The 16,140-nt window shown below is 43.7% G+C and carries 16 protein-coding genes; 8 read left to right on the forward strand and 8 right to left on the reverse strand.

What is annotated here, in order from left to right:
* The first annotated feature begins 63 nt into the window (after positions 1–63).
* On the forward strand, positions 64–276 hold the full coding sequence (locus KSW37_RS08440; RefSeq protein WP_217314058.1) for a hypothetical protein: 213 nt from the start codon (positions 64–66) through the stop codon (positions 274–276).
* Between the two features lie 2 nt (positions 277–278).
* Positions 279–557: a type II toxin-antitoxin system YafQ family toxin gene (locus tag KSW37_RS08445; RefSeq protein WP_217314059.1), complete on the forward strand. Its 279-nt coding sequence runs from the start codon at positions 279–281 to the stop codon at positions 555–557.
* 86 nt (positions 558–643) lie between these two features.
* Here the strand turns inward: KSW37_RS08445 and KSW37_RS08450 are convergent, their stop codons facing one another.
* The gene (locus KSW37_RS08450; protein WP_217314060.1) at positions 644–973 is read right to left on the reverse strand and encodes a hypothetical protein; all 330 of its coding nucleotides are present in this window, start codon (positions 971–973) and stop codon (positions 644–646) included.
* Positions 974–1,400: 427 nt separating this feature from the next.
* On the opposite strand from KSW37_RS08450, the gene KSW37_RS08455 reads away from it, so the two are divergent.
* From KSW37_RS08455 to KSW37_RS08480, 6 genes are read left to right on the forward strand one after another with little or no spacing between them, the layout of a single operon-like run.
* Positions 1,401–4,157, forward strand: coding sequence for a class I SAM-dependent DNA methyltransferase (locus KSW37_RS08455; protein WP_217314061.1), 2,757 nt, complete (start codon positions 1,401–1,403; stop codon positions 4,155–4,157).
* Positions 4,158–4,179: 22 nt separating this feature from the next.
* A complete protein-coding gene (locus KSW37_RS08460; RefSeq protein WP_217314062.1) occupies positions 4,180–5,193 on the forward strand; it encodes an ASCH domain-containing protein in 1,014 nt (337 codons plus the stop codon).
* 15 nt (positions 5,194–5,208) lie between these two features.
* A complete protein-coding gene (locus KSW37_RS08465; protein WP_217314063.1) occupies positions 5,209–5,550 on the forward strand; it encodes a hypothetical protein in 342 nt (113 codons plus the stop codon).
* Positions 5,534–7,567: a DEAD/DEAH box helicase gene (locus KSW37_RS08470; protein WP_217314064.1), complete on the forward strand. Its 2,034-nt coding sequence runs from the start codon at positions 5,534–5,536 to the stop codon at positions 7,565–7,567. The genes KSW37_RS08465 and KSW37_RS08470 overlap by 17 nt, the downstream gene beginning before the upstream one ends.
* Positions 7,568–7,592: 25 nt before the next feature.
* Positions 7,593–7,853 carry a hypothetical protein gene (locus KSW37_RS08475; protein WP_217314065.1) on the forward strand — a complete coding sequence of 87 codons (261 nt, stop codon included), beginning with the start codon at positions 7,593–7,595 and terminating at the stop codon, positions 7,851–7,853.
* 35 nt (positions 7,854–7,888) lie between these two features.
* Entirely contained in the window at positions 7,889–9,118 is a 1,230-nt protein-coding gene (locus tag KSW37_RS08480; protein WP_217314066.1) for a GIY-YIG nuclease family protein, read from the forward strand.
* A gap of 196 nt (positions 9,119–9,314) precedes the next feature.
* Here KSW37_RS08480 and KSW37_RS08485 read toward each other — a convergent pair whose 3' ends face one another.
* From KSW37_RS08485 to KSW37_RS08515, 7 genes are all read right to left on the reverse strand, one after another.
* Entirely contained in the window at positions 9,315–9,488 is a 174-nt protein-coding gene (locus tag KSW37_RS08485) for a hypothetical protein (RefSeq protein WP_217314067.1), read from the reverse strand.
* On the reverse strand, positions 9,473–9,637 hold the full coding sequence (locus KSW37_RS08490; protein WP_182429538.1) for a hypothetical protein: 165 nt from the start codon (positions 9,635–9,637) through the stop codon (positions 9,473–9,475). Before KSW37_RS08490 ends, KSW37_RS08485 begins: the two co-directional genes overlap by 16 nt.
* 220 nt (positions 9,638–9,857) lie before the next feature.
* Positions 9,858–10,667, reverse strand: a complete 810-nt coding sequence (locus KSW37_RS08495; RefSeq protein WP_006846891.1) for a HesA/MoeB/ThiF family protein — start codon at positions 10,665–10,667, stop codon at positions 9,858–9,860.
* A 185-nt stretch (positions 10,668–10,852) separates the two neighbouring features.
* Positions 10,853–11,278, reverse strand: coding sequence for a biotin/lipoyl-containing protein (locus KSW37_RS08500; protein WP_022120280.1), 426 nt, complete (start codon positions 11,276–11,278; stop codon positions 10,853–10,855).
* A gap of 10 nt (positions 11,279–11,288) precedes the next feature.
* A complete protein-coding gene (locus KSW37_RS08505) occupies positions 11,289–11,438 on the reverse strand; it encodes a hypothetical protein (protein WP_176425588.1) in 150 nt (49 codons plus the stop codon).
* Between the two features lie 24 nt (positions 11,439–11,462).
* Positions 11,463–13,028: an acyl-CoA carboxylase subunit beta gene (locus KSW37_RS08510; protein ID WP_117726979.1), complete on the reverse strand. Its 1,566-nt coding sequence runs from the start codon at positions 13,026–13,028 to the stop codon at positions 11,463–11,465.
* A 177-nt stretch (positions 13,029–13,205) separates the two neighbouring features.
* Positions 13,206–15,617 carry a TonB-dependent receptor gene (locus tag KSW37_RS08515; protein WP_217314068.1) on the reverse strand — a complete coding sequence of 804 codons (2,412 nt, stop codon included), beginning with the start codon at positions 15,615–15,617 and terminating at the stop codon, positions 13,206–13,208.
* Positions 15,618–16,140 lie beyond the last annotated feature (523 nt).

Below are 16,140 nucleotides of genomic sequence, written 5' to 3' on the forward strand. Positions count from 1 at the left end.
CGATTTTCTTGCAAATCCCAATTCTTTTTATTACTTTTGCGGTGTTATTAAAATGATAGTGTTATGGATGCAACATTACAAACAATAAATTTGCAACTTCCTAGTTCCGATATGCAATTTTTGAAAGAATTGGCTAAAAGAATGGGATGGGTTGCTAGCAAAGTGAAGTCTAACTCTAAAATGTCAGAGTTAGATAAGGCAATTCTCGATGTAAAGGAGGGAAATGTCAAAAACTTCGATACTTTGGAGGATATGATGAACTATCTGGAGGCTTAGTTATGTATAAGTTACAGCTTTCTGGGAGGTTTAAAAAATCGTACAGGAAATGTATCAAACGAGGATACGACAAGTCCTTGTTCGAGGAAGTTGTGTCTATTTTGTTGAGAGGAGAACCATTGCCAGCAAAGTATAAGAATCATCCTTTGCATGGAAATTATGAAGGATGGAATGATTGTCATATTCTTCCTGATTGGGTTTTGGTATGGAAGTATGATAATGATGAGTTAATCCTATGTTTACTTGATACAGGAACCCATTCTGATTTGTTTAAGAAGTAAATCATCAACTATTTTATTGTGATTTGCAAGAAACTATTTCTCTTTTAAGTCATTTGCCGACTTTTCGAAATCAGCTTTGATATCATCTAATAGTGGATTTCTGTTTTAGCATAAATGTCAATGCCATCATATTGTTTTGCTCTTTCGAGCATCTCCTCTTTATGTTTTAGGAGTTGTTTAAACTTTCTGATGGTTTCCTCCTTTGTATTGTTCTTTGTTGCTTGCATAATAACCTCCTTTTTAATGTTATTGTTATTAATTTGGTGGCAAAGATAAGAAAAGTAAATGAGATATGCAAGAAAAAAGACCCAAAATTTTGTGAAGCCAATTCTTTTTCGTACTTTTGCAGTTGTCTTGCTGTGGATGGCTGGCGATGAGTCGCTGGCTAGGTAAAAATCCATGGCTTGGCCTATCATAATTAAGAAAGACGTTCTCTACGTTTTCTTCTGACCTATTGAAATCTGGTAAATTACAAAAGGTGTTCAGAGGGAGACAGCAGTGGGCGTCTACCCACTGTGTATATACACATGGCATAGGTGTGCCCCTTCGTCTGGAGGGGTACGCTCTGTGCTATCATATATATACCCGCTTGGCGTAGGCTCTATTGCTTCTTATCCTTGACACCAGGGTTTTACCAGAACCTCAATAGGCAAGGGTAATGCGAGTGATAGATTCCCTACGCCATTTCTGTTGATAGTAAATCAGTTATCCTATTCCTTATCTTGCGATGAGGCTGGACTAGAATCAAAATAATCTTTTAAAATCAGATGGTTTCTGCTTTCGGGAATCGGTGGAGTAATAGGATGGCAAGGCTTTGCTATGCTCCCATCGGCAACGGAAGTTATGGCAAAGAAACTGCAACTCAGCTATAAGGAAATCGAATCCCGATTAGAATCGTTTAAAACTAAAGTGGTGCCAGCCTCTGAGGTTGGCTACGAGATACTGAAGGCTTTTGGTAAAAGCGAAAAGGATGTATCGAGATACAAGGAAGGAAAGGGTATCTTGAAAACATTCGACGGCTTGCTTATCAAAGGCTTGTTCTGCTATCTGGCTGTAGATACTTTGCATCTTACCACCAGGTTGGAGGCATTGAAGACTGATGCTCAGGTTAAGAAGGCTGCGCCAAAGATTATTGCGGTGAGCGATGGTGAAACCCTCCTTGCTTATGATACTCGTGAGAATGATACTTACGAGCAGAAACTTGTCAAGATGCACAGCGACTTTGGCTTCTTCTATCCTTTGATGAACGTAGAGCGAGTACACACTACGTCAGAAAACCCTGCCGATGTGAAGGCTGCTGAGAAACTTGCCAAACTGCATGATGAGATTCGTGCTTATAACGAATATAATAGTGATGACGACTTGCACGACCTCAATATCTTCATAACCCGTCTGCTCTTCTGCTTCTTTGCCGAAGACACAGGTATCTTTGCCGAAAATCTCTTTACCAACTTTATCAAGCAGTTTACCAAGGAAGATGGTTCCGATCTCGGCGAGATGCTAGGTCAGGCATTCCAGGTGATGAATGTACCAAACAAGGAGCGTTCGGAAGAACTTACCAAGGAAATCAATCAGTTTCCTTACGTGAATGGCGGTCTTTTTGCCTCAGACATTCCTATCCCAAAGATGGGTTATAAGGCTAGAAAGATTATCATCGAATGCGGAGACTTGGATTGGAAGGACATCAATCCGGATATTTTCGGTAGTATGATTCAGGCGGTGGTGAATCCTGATGTGCGTGCCAAGGAAGGTATGCACTACACCAGTGTGCCTAATATCATGAAGGTAATCAATCCGCTCTTTATGGATGATTTGAGAGGGGAATATAAAAAACTGGAAGAACTTTATGCGCAGAAGAAGAACCTGCTTGATATGAGTGCCTTGTCTCAAAATCAGTTTATTGACGAGTGCAAACCAATCATTAATGGTTGCAATAGGTTGATGGTAAGAATGAGCAAGATGAAGTTCTTCGACCCAGCTTGTGGTAGTGGTAATTTCCTGATTATCACTTATAAGCAGTTGCGCTTGCTCGAAATGGATATTCTGCATCTCCGCAAGAAGTGTACGCAGGAGCAGATGCTCGACTTTATCGATGGTTCGTGCATCCGTTTGGAGCAGTTCTATGGAATAGAGCTACTCGATTTTCCTCACGAGGTAGCCATGCTTTCGCTTTGGCTTGCCGAGCATCAGATGAACAACAAGTTTCACGCCGATTTCGGTGTGAATGTTGCTGCCTTGCCTTTGCATAATATCAACCAGATAAAATGTGGTAATGCCTGTAGAATGGATTGGGAGGTAGTATGCCCACATACCAAGGATGAAGAAGTGTTTGTATTTGGAAATCCACCGTATTTGGGGAGTAGTAAATTCGACTCTGGACAGCAGGAAGATAGAAAAATTGTACTGGGAAAATTTAAAAACTTTGGCAAGATTGATTATATAGGTATTTGGTTTGTTAAGGCTGCTTTATTTGTGAAGCATACAAAATCTAGAAGTGCTTTCGTTAGTACTAATTCGATTTGTCAAGGTGAAATGGTTGAACCATTGTGGGATATAATACTTTCTAATGAAGTGTGTATTTCTTTTGCTTACACTTCGTTTAAATGGAATAATAATGCAAAGAAAAATGCGGCTGTATATTGTGTCATAATAGGCTTAGATTCTGCATCTAAAATAAAAAAGCAACTCTTTACGGAGCGAGGAAAGAAGGAGGTTGATAATATAACGCCGTATTTGACTGATGGAAATTGTGGTATTATTTCCAAAGCGACTTCTCCTATTTCTGATTTTCCGAATATTATTCGAGGATGTATGCCTTATGATGGAGGTAATTTGATTATGGATGAAGTTGAAATGAAACAGATGCTCTCCGAGTATCCCCAAGTAAAGTGTTGGATAAGAGAATTGTACAGTGGAGCGGATTTTATAAAAGGAGTTAAGAGATATTGTTTGTGGATTTCGGATGAAGATTATGTTAAAGCAATGCATCTGTCACCTATAGCTAATCGAATTAATAAAACAAGGGATATGCGTTTAAATAGTTCTGATGAAGGTGCAAGGAAACTTGCAGAAAAGCCTTACCAGTTTAGGGAATTTAATCACTGTGAAGATACGACATTGGTAATTCCTTCTACGTCATCTTCAAATAGAAAATACATTCCTATGGGCTATGCAAATAATCATATGATAGTAAATAATGCAATGTATATGGTTAATAATGCTGCCCTTTGGGTTTTTGGAGTTATAACTTCTATAATGAATATGACTTGGGTTAATACGATAGGTGGAAAGTTGAAAATGGATTATCGATATACAAATCTCTGCTACAACACTTTCCCCTTCCCATCCATCTCCGACACCAAGAAGTCTGAGATAGAAGAGGCGGCAACGAATGTGCTTCTGGCTCGTGAAAACTATCCCGAGAAGACGCTTGCAGATCTTTACGACTCAGAAAAGATGCCGGAGGATTTGCGTGCTGCACATGAGAAACTGGATGCCATCGTAGAAAGCTGCTATCCTGGCGCTCCGTTCCCAAATGATGAGGCTCGATTGGAATGCCTCTTCAAACTCTATGAGAAAATGACAGCTGACAAGAAATAATAACCTTTAAAATATTAAACTTATGAAAGTATTATCGGTACAACAGCCTTGGGCAACAATGATTTGCTCTGGTATTAAGGATGTAGAGAATAGAACATGGAAACCGAAAGAAAATCCTGGTAGAATACTCATACATGCCAGCAAGAAGTTTAGTATGAATATGCTAGGTGGAATGCCTTTGGAATGGGCGTCAACTATAAGCAACGATATTCTCTTTGGTAATTTACCACAAGCAAATGAGTTTCCTTATGGTGCTATCATTGGATATGTGACGTTAGACAGAATAGAAACAGAGTCTGATTCTCTTTGGGCTTCGCCTGATGAGTCGCAATATAAGTGGGTACTCAAAGATGCTTATATGTTCGATAAACCTATCGAAGGTGTTAAGGGGAAACTGCATTTGTTTGATTATCCTATTGATGAAAATAATCTTCCTGCTGCTCATAAGGTTGAAATCCGTATGCCTAAGCGTGAAGGCGATGAGTTGGTTGTACCTTTGTCAAAGGTTAATTGGGAAGAATATGCAAAGACAAAAGATAATAACGATGAGCTTTATTTGACTTTTGATATAGCTCCAAACGTAGCAGATGTATTGTGCAAGCCGGATGTATACGACTTGCTCCCTGTACAATCTATTCGTTTGGAATGTGAGGGTAAAAGCCTGAGATTCGAAGTTGATGGTAAGTCATCTACTTCTTATTATGATGTAGACGAAGATATGAAACATTTGCTCTATGGTTCTATCTTTACAGATGAGCCAATAGAACGACTACTATGTGTTTATTTCTTTGGTAAGAAACTAACTCATGTGAATATAGAACTCGATGAAATAGAAAAGCAGGTAGATGAAGAATTAAAAGAAAATGGTTTCACTCGTGATGATTTCTCAGCCGAGGAACTCAAGGATTTGAAAGATGAAATAAAAGATCGTCTAGAAAATCCTGATGGTTTTATGCTTGATGGCTTTTGGTCTTCGGAAGGACCTGGACTAAGAAGACAATTTGAAAAAGAAATAGGGTTATGGCCTAAGAAATAATTTTATCATACGCTTATGTCAAAACGAGATAGTTACATATCGCATACTTTAAAAAGAGGCGATTCTGTTTATGTCTATTATTGGGAAGATGACATCATAGTTCGTTTCCAAAATATAGAAGGTAAATTAAAGGCTTTTGTCACCAATCGGGATGGGAAAGTCTTGGAGAAAGATTGGGCTTCTAATGAGTATATGCAAAATGCATTGGAAATGGGGGAGTTGATGACTAAAGAAGAGTTTGATAACTTTTCCTATGATGTGGGAGACCAACATTTTACAACAATAGAAAAACAACTCGAAGCTGGAGAATATTTATGGAATAATAAAAATGTAAATGCTTATGAACAAGATAAATGATAACATCGTTGATATCAAGTATCAGCAAACGGGTAAATCGAGTAATACCAATGAACTCGGTATGCGAGAGATGCAAGCCAAGGCTTACGAAGCCCGCAACCATCGCTTTCTGCTTATCAAGGCGCCACCTGCATCTGGCAAGAGTCGCGCCTTGATGTTCATCGCCCTGGATAAACTGAATAATCAGGGCATCAAGAAGGTTGTAGTGGCTGTACCGGAAAAGAGTATCGGCCGCTCTTTCCAAAACACCGACCTGATGAAGTATGGCTTCTTCGCCGATTGGAGGGTGGCGCAACAGTATAATCTTTGCGATACTACCGACGAGAAAGATAAGGCGGTACGCTTTAAAAATTTCTTCCATCAAGATAAAAACAATATCCTGGTTTGTGCCCATGCCACTCTCCGAAACGGTATGAAGGAAATAAGTGACGAGGAGTTTAATGATTGCCTCTTGGCGATAGATGAGTTCCATCATACTAGTGCTGATGTGAACAGCGGACTGGGCGATATTGTGCGCCGGGTGATGAATAATTCCACCGGTCATATTGTTGCCATGACGGGCAGTTACTTCCGAGGCGATGGTGTTCCTGTATTGAGGGCAGAGGATGAGGCCCGTTTCTTCCCGGTAACCTACAACTATTATCAGCAACTCAACGGTTATCGCTATCTCAAGAACCTCGTCCTGGGCTATCACTTCTATCACGGCAGTTATCTCGACCATATTGCCGAGGTGCTGGATACTACCAAGAAGACCATCATCCATATTCCGAGTGTCAACTCCCGAGCATCCAGCGGTTTGGGTAAATACACGGAGGTGGATGAAATCATCAAGATTATCGGTAAGGTAGAGGAACGGGATTACAACAATGGCGGCATCTATCACATCAGAACAAAGGACGGCAGACTGCTGAAGGTTGCTGATTTGGTGGAAGACCATGCTGAGACCCGCAACCTGGTGCAGGGATTTTTGCAGAAAATAAAGAAGCGTGATGATGTAGATATGATCATCGCTTTGGGTACTGCCAAGGAAGGTTTCGACTGGCAATGGTGTGAGGAATGTCTGACCATCGGTGTGCGTGGCTCGCTGACCGAAGTGGTGCAGATTATCGGAAGATGCACTCGTGATTGCGAAGGCAAGGAAACCGCCAAGTTTGTAAACATGATAGGAATGCCTGATGCTAATCAGCCCGATGTGAAGGTGGCGGTGAACGACTTTCTGAAAGCCATTACCGCATCGCTTCTGATGGAGCAGGTGATGGCGCCTAGTTGGCATTTCAAGACGGTGAAGGATGTGGATAGTGATGAGGGTAGTCCGCTGGATGCCCGTACCCTGGTGATAGAGGGTTTGAAACCTTTGTCGAGCGAGAAGACGAAGATGATTGTAGAGGAGCAGTTGGATGATTTGAAGGCTTCTATCTTGCAAGACGAACTGGTGGTGAAAGCCATCAGCGGAAGTACTACGGCTGAAACCATCACCAAAACGCTCATTCCGAAAGTGATTCGTGAAAAGTATCCGGATTTGAGCGAGGACGAAGTGGAAGAAGTTCGTCAGCGCCTGCTGCTTGATACCCTTGTCAAGGGTGGTGAAGTGGTGGATGATAAGGGAAATCCTATCGACTTTGATGCTTCGGCAAACGATGAGGAGAAGGAGTCGGAAGGTAATCGCCTCATCAAACTGGCAAACCGAATGATTAACATCGACCAGTTGAGCATCAATCTGATTGATTCCATCAACCCTTTCCAGCGTGCTTACGAGGTGCTGTCGAAGAATGTGGATAAGCTGACCCTGAAGATTATCCAGGATACGATGGCTGAACAGAAATTCGATATGACCATCGAACAGGCGATGATGCTGTTCAAGGGACCCTATAAGCAATGGGTGGCAGAGCATGACGGTCTGCGTCCAGACATCAACGACCCTGACCCGAAGGTAAGGGAACTGGCTGCTGCATTCCAGAAACTCAAGAACCTGAAGATTCGAAAAATGATGGGATTGGAGTATGAGCCGGAAAAGTAACATTCAACATTTAACATTAACATAAATGGATTGGCCAGAAGAATTATTAGAGATATTTGATGACCCCTTGTTGGTGGATGTACGTCCGAAACCGAAGGCGCCAACGCCCGATGACAGGCTGGCACAGAAATTGCTCGAAGTCAACAAGTGGGTGGCAGAGCATGGTAGCGAATCCACAGCAGATGGTGGCTTGAAAGAAAAGTTGCTTGCTGCATCGCTCAAGGCTCTGCGAACCAAGGCAACAGATAGCCTCAGACAGTATGATGAGTATCAACTGTTGGGATAGGCTATAGTTTTTCACCTTATTATATATATAGTGATATGGATATAGATAAAGAATTAGAAGATATATTCAGCGATCCCTTGATGGATGTTTCCTATCAGGAGGCAAAACTCTTCGATGTGCCTGCCGACATGAAAGGCGTGATGGCTCAGAAGAAGGATGCGCCCGACCATGTGGCGCAAAGAAAACTGTGTGAGAATTTTGCGCAGTTTAAGCCGCTCTTCGAACAGGTGCATCAGGATTTGAAGACCGGGAAGCGACAGTTGCAGAGAATCTCGAAGACGACTAATATGCAGGAAGGACATTTCTATATAGTGGATGGTCTGATGGTTTATTTGCAGAAAGTAGGCGAGAAGGCAATAGGTACAAGTAGGGCTTTGGATGCGCGAACCCGCTGTATCTATGAAAATGGTACGGAGTCGGATATCTATCTCCAGACGCTTCGCAAGAGTGTGGTGGCAAGTGGCTATGCCATCACCGAAACTCTGGAGGAGACGGATGCTCATTTCTTCAATCCTGAGGATGTGAAGCAGGAAGACCAGGTGACGGGGTATATCTACGTGCTTCGTTCGAAATCTGAGAATCCGGAAATTCGTAACATCAAGAATCTCTATAAAATAGGTTTCTCTACGAATCGGGTAGAGGAACGTGTGGCAAATGCTGAGCACGAGCCTACTTATCTGATGGCACCTGTAGAGATTGTAAGCACTTACAAGATAGTGAACATGCACTCCCAGAAGTTTGAGGACCTGGTGCATCAGGTGTTGCAGACGGTAAACTTCCGTTTTAAGGTGGCTGATGATAAGGGAAAGATGCATGAGGCTACGGAATGGTATCAGGTTCCGCTGGAAATCATCGACAGTATCATTCAGAAAATCATGAATGGCACTATCATCTACTTTGCCTACAACAAAGAACAGCAATGTCTGGAGCAGCGGATAGAGAAAAAGCCATCGCAGTTAAATCTGTCGGGCTTGAAGGTTTTGACGCTGATTATCGAGAAGGTATATTTCGAGGAGATAGTATCTGGTGTGAAGACCGAGGAGTACCGTTCGTTGAAGCAGACCACGCTTAACAAATATACTTATATTGATGAGGCTGATGGCAAGCGTTATCTCCGTCGTTTCGATGCGATAAGGTTTTATGTGGGTTATCATTCGGATAGGGATAGTGCCGTGGTTCAGGTATTGGACACCACCTATGAGGATGGCTTGGTAACTTATCATCTCGGAAAGGTGTTGGAGGTGATAAGGGGGAAAGGAAAATAAATAAAACAGTTGAAAACCAATAGTTTAAGATCACAAATTGTGACCTTAAACGCTATTCCTATGTGTTCTAATATAGAGTGTTATACGAAGCTTTTGCCCTTGCAGGGCGCATTGCTGACTGCGAGTGTACCCAGGGCGCTGCCCTGGGCTAAGAGCTTTTGGGCTTTCAGCCCGTTCTTGAACCACCTGCAATGTCCTATTTTATGTTAGATCTTTCGAGTATTGTGCGCACAGCCCGATAGTGAGGATCTTTTTTGATGTCTCGCTTGGGACTAATATCATATTTGCGCTCTGTTTCGTCTGCCATTTCTTGGAAACGACGAGCTTCCTCACCATAGAGTGCTGGTATTGCTTTTATTGGATAAGCCATAATCCTTCTGCCTTTAATTCTTCTATAAATTCTTCAAAATCTGTAGCCTTGCCTGTCCTTTCGTATTCCGCTTCAATGGCTTCAATCCTAGCCACGGCTTCTTCTTCATTAGCCGGATGCCAGCCAATAGGATATCTTTTCTCCTTCATAAGCTTGCGTATTTTATCTGCTGCAAATTTACGATTATTATCTGAATCATGCAAGAAAAATGGGAGAAATGTTTTATAAAGTATCTTATAATCAAGGTTTTTGTTCTTTGTTGGGCTTGGGGACGGTTCTGAAAAAAAATCACAATACCTAGCTGATGGTGCTGAGTATTGTGACTTTGCTTTTTGTTATATGTGTTTATTCGAAAATAATCACTAAATCTTAGTGGTGTTTCAAATCACACGCAGCCTGCTCATAGTCGATGAGATGATCGATGGTAGGGTGGTCGCCGCAGATTTCGCAGGATGCACGCTTCTTTACCTTGATGGTGCGGAAGTTCATCGTCTTGGCATCGAAGGTGAGCAATCGGTCGGTGAGCAGTTCGCCCACACCGAGGAAGTACTTCAACGCCTCGGCAGCCTGGATGGTTCCGAGCATACCAGCGATGGCACCAAGGACTCCTGCCTGGCTACTGGTAGGAACAGTGCCTGCTGGAGGTGGCTCCTTGAAGAAACAACGGTAACAAGCCGTGCCTGGAAGATGGGTGAAGGTCTGCCCCTGGAATCTCAGGATGCCGCCATGCGAGAATGCCTTGCCCAGTCGCACACAGGCATCATTGATGAGGAACTTCACCGGGAAGTTGTCGGTGCAATCAATGACGAAATCCCATGGCTTGATGATTTCCTCGGCATTGTCTGAGGCGAGGAAGGTATGGTAGGTTGTTACCTCCACATCAGGATTGATGGCAATCATCTTCTCCTTGGCGCTTTCCACCTTAGGGGTGTTCAAGTCCTTGGTCTGGTGAATGACCTGTCGTTGCAGGTTGCTGAGGTCAACCACATCGGCATCTACGATACCGATATGTCCCACGCCAGCCGCAGCGAGGTAGAGGGCAACTGGGGAACCCAATCCTCCGGCACCAATGATGAGCACCTTGGCATTGAGGAGCTTTTCCTGCCCCTCGAGGCCTACATCCTGAAGGAGGATGTGGCGGCTGTATCTTTCTATCTGTTCTTCTGTTAAATCTATCATTCTATTGTACTTTATGTCTTTTTTCTTTAGTAAAAAATTACTTTGTATAGCAGTTTATGCTCATACAGCAGTATAGAAAAAGGTCGCAAACAATTAACAGCTTGCGACCTTTGATATTCTTTATAAGAACCCGAATTATAATCCCGAATCTGGAAGTATAATTCTCTCATTCTCAAATTCTTGATTTACTCGATAACCACGAGTGCATCCTCTTCGAGCACAGCCTGACCAGGCTTAACGCAGATAGCGGTTACCTTACCATCCTTCTCAGCCTCGATGTTGTTCTGCATCTTCATAGCCTCGAGAACGACAACTGTATCGCCTGCCTTTACCTCCTGACCAACAGCCACCTCGATGCTGGTGATAGTACCAGGGAGAGGAGCCTTTACAGCGTTGGCTGTATTTACGTTGGCTGCTGGAGTAGCCTCAGCATCATCAGATGCAGCAGCTGGCTGACCGAGCACAACCTTCTTCTTCTCTGGCTCAGCCTCCTGTTCCATCTCAACCTTGTAAGCTTCGCCATTTACGTTCACGCTTGCGATGTTACCCTCAACAGCGTCAATCTGAACCTTGTATTCTTTTCCGTCAATTGTATATTTAAACTCTTTCATTTCTATTACATTATGGTTTAGCTGTTAAACTCAAGAACTTGGCGTTCCACATCGTCTGACGTGGCTTGATAGTGATGATGCCAGGCTCCTTGTCGTGTACGTTATTGCCCTGGTACTCATAGAGTGCCATGGCAATCGCAGCATAAATATTCTTATCCATTTATTCTAATGTTTAATTATATCATTACATTGGCATACAGCCATGCTTCTTAGCTGGTAAGCTCTGACGCTTGGTAGCGAGCTGAGCCAAACCACGGCAGATGCGGAAACGGGTGTTACGTGGCTCGATGACATCATCGATGTAGCCATACTGAGCAGCCTGATATGGATTAGCAAACTTGTCAGTATACTCCTGCTCCTTCTCAGCCAGGAATGCCTTTACATCCTCGCCAGCTTCCTTCTTAGCCTTAGCTTCCTTGCCACAGAGAACGGCAACGGCACCGCTGGCACCCATTACAGCAATCTCTGAAGATGGCCAAGCGAAGTTCAAGTCAGCACGCAACTGCTTGCAACCCATCACGATGTGGCTACCACCATAGCTCTTACGCAATGTGATAGTAATCTTTGGCACGGTAGCCTCGCCGTAAGCGTAGAGCAACTGTGCACCGTGGAGGATGACAGCGTTGTACTCCTGACCTGTACCTGGCAAGAATCCTGGTACGTCTACGAGAGATACGATAGGAATATTGAAGGCATCGCAGAAACGAACGAAGCGGGCTGCCTTGCGGCTAGCGTTTACATCGAGTACACCTGCGTAAGCTGCTGGCTGGTTGGCTACGATACCAACGCTCTGACCATTGAAGCGGGCGAAACCTGTAATGATGTTCTTGGCGAACTTAGGCTGAACCTCGAAGAACTCTCCGTTATCGGTTACAGCACCAATCACCTTATACATATCGTATGCCTGGTTTGGATCGTCTGGGATAATCTCGTTCAGAGTATCGTCCATACGGTCGATTGGGTCTGTGCACTCAACGCGTGGAGCCTCTTCTGTATTGTTGCTAGGGATGTACGAGAGCAGGCTCTTGATCATCTCGATAGCCTCTTCCTCAGTCTTAGCAGCGAAGTGGGTAACACCACTCTTGGTTGCATGAACAGATGCACCACCGAGGTGCTCTGCATCGATGTCCTCACCAGTTACGGTCTTGACAACCTTAGGACCAGTCAGGAACATGTAAGAAGTCTGCTCCTTCATGATGATGAAGTCGGTCAAACCTGGAGAGTAAACGGCACCACCGGCGCAAGGGCCCATGATAGCAGAAATCTGTGGGATGACACCAGAAGCGAGGATGTTGCGCTCGAAGATCTCACCATAACCAGCGAGGGCGCAGATACCTTCCTGAATACGGGCACCACCTGAGTCGTTCATGCAGATAACAGGTGCACCCATAGTCATAGCCATATCCATTACCTTGCAGATCTTCTGTGCCATAGTCTCAGAGAGTGAACCACCATTTACGGTGAAGTCCTGAGCATATACGTAAACCAGACGGCCAGCTATAGTAGCGCTACCAGCTACAACACCATCACCGAGGTACTGCTTCTTCTCCATGCCAAAGTTAGTGCAACGATGCAACTTGAACATATCATACTCCTCGAAACTGCCAGCATCTACCAACATTTCGATACGCTCACGAGCGGTATATTTGCCACGTGCATGCTGCTTCTCGATGGCCTTCTCGCCACCGCCAAGACGAGCCTGTTCGCGCTTAGCGATCAGCTCCTTAATCTTTTCTACTTGTTTGCTCATAATTGATTATTATGTATTATTTCTTTATTCTTTATAGAATGTTTTCCTGAATCCATGGGATGAGCGGACGAACCGTCATCGCATAATTCGGGCGCAAAGATACGAAAAAAACCGCAGATAGCGAACTATCTACGGTTAAATATTTAGAATAATGTGAAAAATCACTATTATTTGGTTCTAAAATTCCAAAAGAATACGGGCATTGAGCTGTCTGCCGGTAAGATAATTAGGTACGGCGTATTGCTGGCTGGTTACATCTGTCACCCAGTAATAGCTGTTTACGTTGTCTATGCCGAAGAGATTGAGACAATCTACCCCCAGCATCACATTCTTCAGGAAGGTCTTCTTCTCATGGCGGCTGTTGTCGAGCAACTGATAGCTCATACCGATATCTGCACGGCGATAGGCGGTGGCACGGAAACTGTTGGTCTCCAACTCTCTGTGGGGTGCTGCGAAAGGAAGACCATCGGCAAAGGCGAGTTTCAAAGACATGCGCCACTTCTTGCTGCCCGGGAAATAATCGGTGAAGAAGAGGTTTACCGCATAACGCTGGTCGGTAGGCAAAGGGATGCTCTTGCCACCCAGTTTCATCTTGGTATCCATGAGCGAAAGACTGAGCCAGGAATCGGTACCCGGAACAAATTCTCCGTAAAGTTTGAAGTCGAGTCCTGCAGCATGACCGCTGCATTCGTTCTGTCCGTAATAAACTACCTTCACGTTACTTACAGAATAAGGAACCAGATTGCTCAAAGCCTTGTAATAGGCTTCTGCAGAGAATTTATAGCGTTGGTCTCCTATCTTGAACCTATAGTCGTAGCCGGCGATGAAGTGGATGCTTCGCTGACTCTTGATTTTCTCGTTCAACGATGCGATGGTTATGCCATTCACCGTAGATGTATCTCTCAATTCCTTGAAGAATGGAGCCTGATAATACAGACCTGCCGCAAAACGGAGTGTTGTATTCTCGTGGTTGGCTGGTATAATGGCGAGCGACAGACGAGGACTCACGATGGTTTCTCTGTTGAAGTTCCAATGACTCATTCTGATACCATAGTTCAGGGTGTAATGTGTTTGTCCGTTCCCGGTACTGTCGGCTGTTCCTCCCGCGAAACGGTAGGTGTCCTGGATATAAGCTTCCATACGGTTGGCATTCAGTTCGTTGCGAGCCTTCAGTGAATAAATCATATAGAGGTCTTTGCCATTGTGAGGAATACTGTATCCTGCGGAATCACGCATCTCATATTCTACTGAATTCTCCTCGATATGTTCACGCTTCAGACTTACTGCGGCCTCCATCTGATGTTTCTTCACCTTGTGTTTGAGCATCAGTTTGGCACTCATCACGCGAGCCGTAAGATAGTTTCGGGCATGTTCAAAATAAGTTCCTACACCCAGGTTTTCTGAGGTTTCGGTCTCATCGAGCCAATATTGTCCCTGAATGTCATATTTCTCCTGTTCTTTGGTGTAGAAAGCGCTGCCCAGAAGCGAGAGACTGGTGTTGGCGGTAAACTGGCGGGTAATGCCGAGTGTACCGAAGTAGGTGAGGAAGCGGTCTTTCTCCTGACCGTCAAAATATACTCTGAAGCTCTTTACGTTTTCCATTGTTCCGAACTTCGTTTCTCGGTCTTCCGGTTCAAAGTTGTAGTGATTATCAGAGATGTAGCCTATGAAGTCGAGTTTCCATCGTTTGTTGGGCTGGTAACTCAGATAGGTCTGATAGTCCAGATAGTTTGGCTTGTATTCGCCTTTGGTTTCCATCGAACCGAGCAGGTAAGAGGTGGTTTTATAGCGCACACTATTGAGCCATGAAAGTTTCTGGGTTCCCAGCCCGATGTATGTGTCAGCGCCCAGCAGACTGGCAGCCAGACTGCCTTCAACCACCGGCTTCTTGCTTTTTGCTTTCAGGGTTTTGTAGGTGATGTCGAGAGCCGAACTCATCTTGTCTCCGTATTTGGCAGCATATCCTCCGGTAGAAAAACCGATTTTATCTACCATGTAAGGGTTGATGACGGAGAGGCCTTCCTGCTGTCCGCTGCGAACCAGGAATGGGCGGAATACTTCCACATTGTTGATGTATACGGAGTTCTCATCGAAGGCACCGCCACGCACATTATATTGCGAAGAGAGTTCGTTGTGGGTACTCACGCCAGCTTGTTGCTGAACCAGGCTTTCCACCCCATTTCCGTTGGCTGATGGCGTCATCTTCATATCCTTAGTCTTCAGTTCCTGTATCTGATCCGACTGTATTTTCTCTCCCTTGATATTTACCTCATCGAGGGTGGTGGTTGCTTCGCGAAGTACTACCAGCAGGGTTTGTTTTCCTCGCGGTCTTCTCAGCACTTTTGTTTTTGTTTTGAAGCCTATATATGAGAATTTGACAACCACGCTGTCTGCAGAATGTAGTTTGAGGCTATAGTCTCCCTTGAGCGAAGTAACGGCAGTTTTTCCCTGGCTAGCCACCGAAACGATGGCAAACTCCAGTGGCTGGTTGTTCTCGTCTACCACTTTGCCGTGAAGGGTAAACTCCTGCGCCATCATCTTAATGGTTGCGATGAGGCATATTGTGAGTATCAATAATCTATTTTTCATACTTTTATTAACGAGAGAAACTGAAAAATATTGTAGATGGTTGCAAGTTTTGATGAATGTCACTGGTTGTAATGCATTTGCGTCAGCCCGATTTGGCAGTCATGACGAGACCATAACTACATCAACCTTTATGATTGATGCAGCAAAGATACATTCTTTTCTGTTTCATAGCTATGCGATTTGTGACAATTGTGTGGATTAGGGAAATAAAGTTGGCGAAATTTATATTTTTATGCCTTATCTTGAAATTCGAAGAAATATTTCCGAAGAATAGAAAATTATCTCCGAAGGATAAAATAATATCTCCGATAAATAGGAAAATATCTCCGAAAGAGAATTTTCTCCCGATTATATATTCCGGCAGAGATTGCTGCAGATGATTTTCTGTTGCTTACAGAACTGTTTTTGATGTGATTTTTGTGAGGTGAAGGGTGAAGGGTATATTTTAAACTTTATATTATATTCTTTACTGAAGTTTCGCAAGTGAATAAATATCAACTTGCTTGTTTATAAATATACATAT

It is taken from the genome of Segatella copri, from assembly GCF_019127135.1.
Taxonomy (GTDB): domain Bacteria; phylum Bacteroidota; class Bacteroidia; order Bacteroidales; family Bacteroidaceae; genus Prevotella.

Excerpts from the sequence above, each read along its gene's own strand:
- KSW37_RS08515 (WP_217314068.1), bottom strand. The coding sequence starts at position 15,617 with ATGAAAAATAGATTATTGATACTCACAATATGCCTCATCGCAACCATT.
- KSW37_RS08500 (WP_022120280.1), bottom strand. The coding sequence starts at position 11,278 with ATGAAAGAGTTTAAATATACAATTGACGGAAAAGAATACAAGGTTCAG.
- KSW37_RS08495 (WP_006846891.1), bottom strand. The coding sequence starts at position 10,667 with ATGATAGATTTAACAGAAGAACAGATAGAAAGATACAGCCGCCACATC.
- KSW37_RS08505 (WP_176425588.1), bottom strand. The coding sequence starts at position 11,438 with ATGGATAAGAATATTTATGCTGCGATTGCCATGGCACTCTATGAGTAC.
- KSW37_RS08475 (WP_217314065.1), top strand. The coding sequence starts at position 7,593 with ATGGATTGGCCAGAAGAATTATTAGAGATATTTGATGACCCCTTGTTG.
- KSW37_RS08450 (WP_217314060.1), bottom strand. The coding sequence starts at position 973 with ATGATAGGCCAAGCCATGGATTTTTACCTAGCCAGCGACTCATCGCCA.
- KSW37_RS08455 (WP_217314061.1), top strand. The coding sequence starts at position 1,401 with ATGGCAAAGAAACTGCAACTCAGCTATAAGGAAATCGAATCCCGATTA.
- KSW37_RS08460 (WP_217314062.1), top strand. The coding sequence starts at position 4,180 with ATGAAAGTATTATCGGTACAACAGCCTTGGGCAACAATGATTTGCTCT.
- KSW37_RS08510 (WP_117726979.1), bottom strand. The coding sequence starts at position 13,028 with ATGAGCAAACAAGTAGAAAAGATTAAGGAGCTGATCGCTAAGCGCGAA.
- KSW37_RS08465 (WP_217314063.1), top strand. The coding sequence starts at position 5,209 with ATGTCAAAACGAGATAGTTACATATCGCATACTTTAAAAAGAGGCGAT.
- KSW37_RS08485 (WP_217314067.1), bottom strand. The coding sequence starts at position 9,488 with ATGGCTTATCCAATAAAAGCAATACCAGCACTCTATGGTGAGGAAGCT.
- KSW37_RS08490 (WP_182429538.1), bottom strand. The coding sequence starts at position 9,637 with ATGAAGGAGAAAAGATATCCTATTGGCTGGCATCCGGCTAATGAAGAA.
- KSW37_RS08445 (WP_217314059.1), top strand. The coding sequence starts at position 279 with ATGTATAAGTTACAGCTTTCTGGGAGGTTTAAAAAATCGTACAGGAAA.
- KSW37_RS08440 (WP_217314058.1), top strand. The coding sequence starts at position 64 with ATGGATGCAACATTACAAACAATAAATTTGCAACTTCCTAGTTCCGAT.
- KSW37_RS08480 (WP_217314066.1), top strand. The coding sequence starts at position 7,889 with ATGGATATAGATAAAGAATTAGAAGATATATTCAGCGATCCCTTGATG.
- KSW37_RS08470 (WP_217314064.1), top strand. The coding sequence starts at position 5,534 with ATGAACAAGATAAATGATAACATCGTTGATATCAAGTATCAGCAAACG.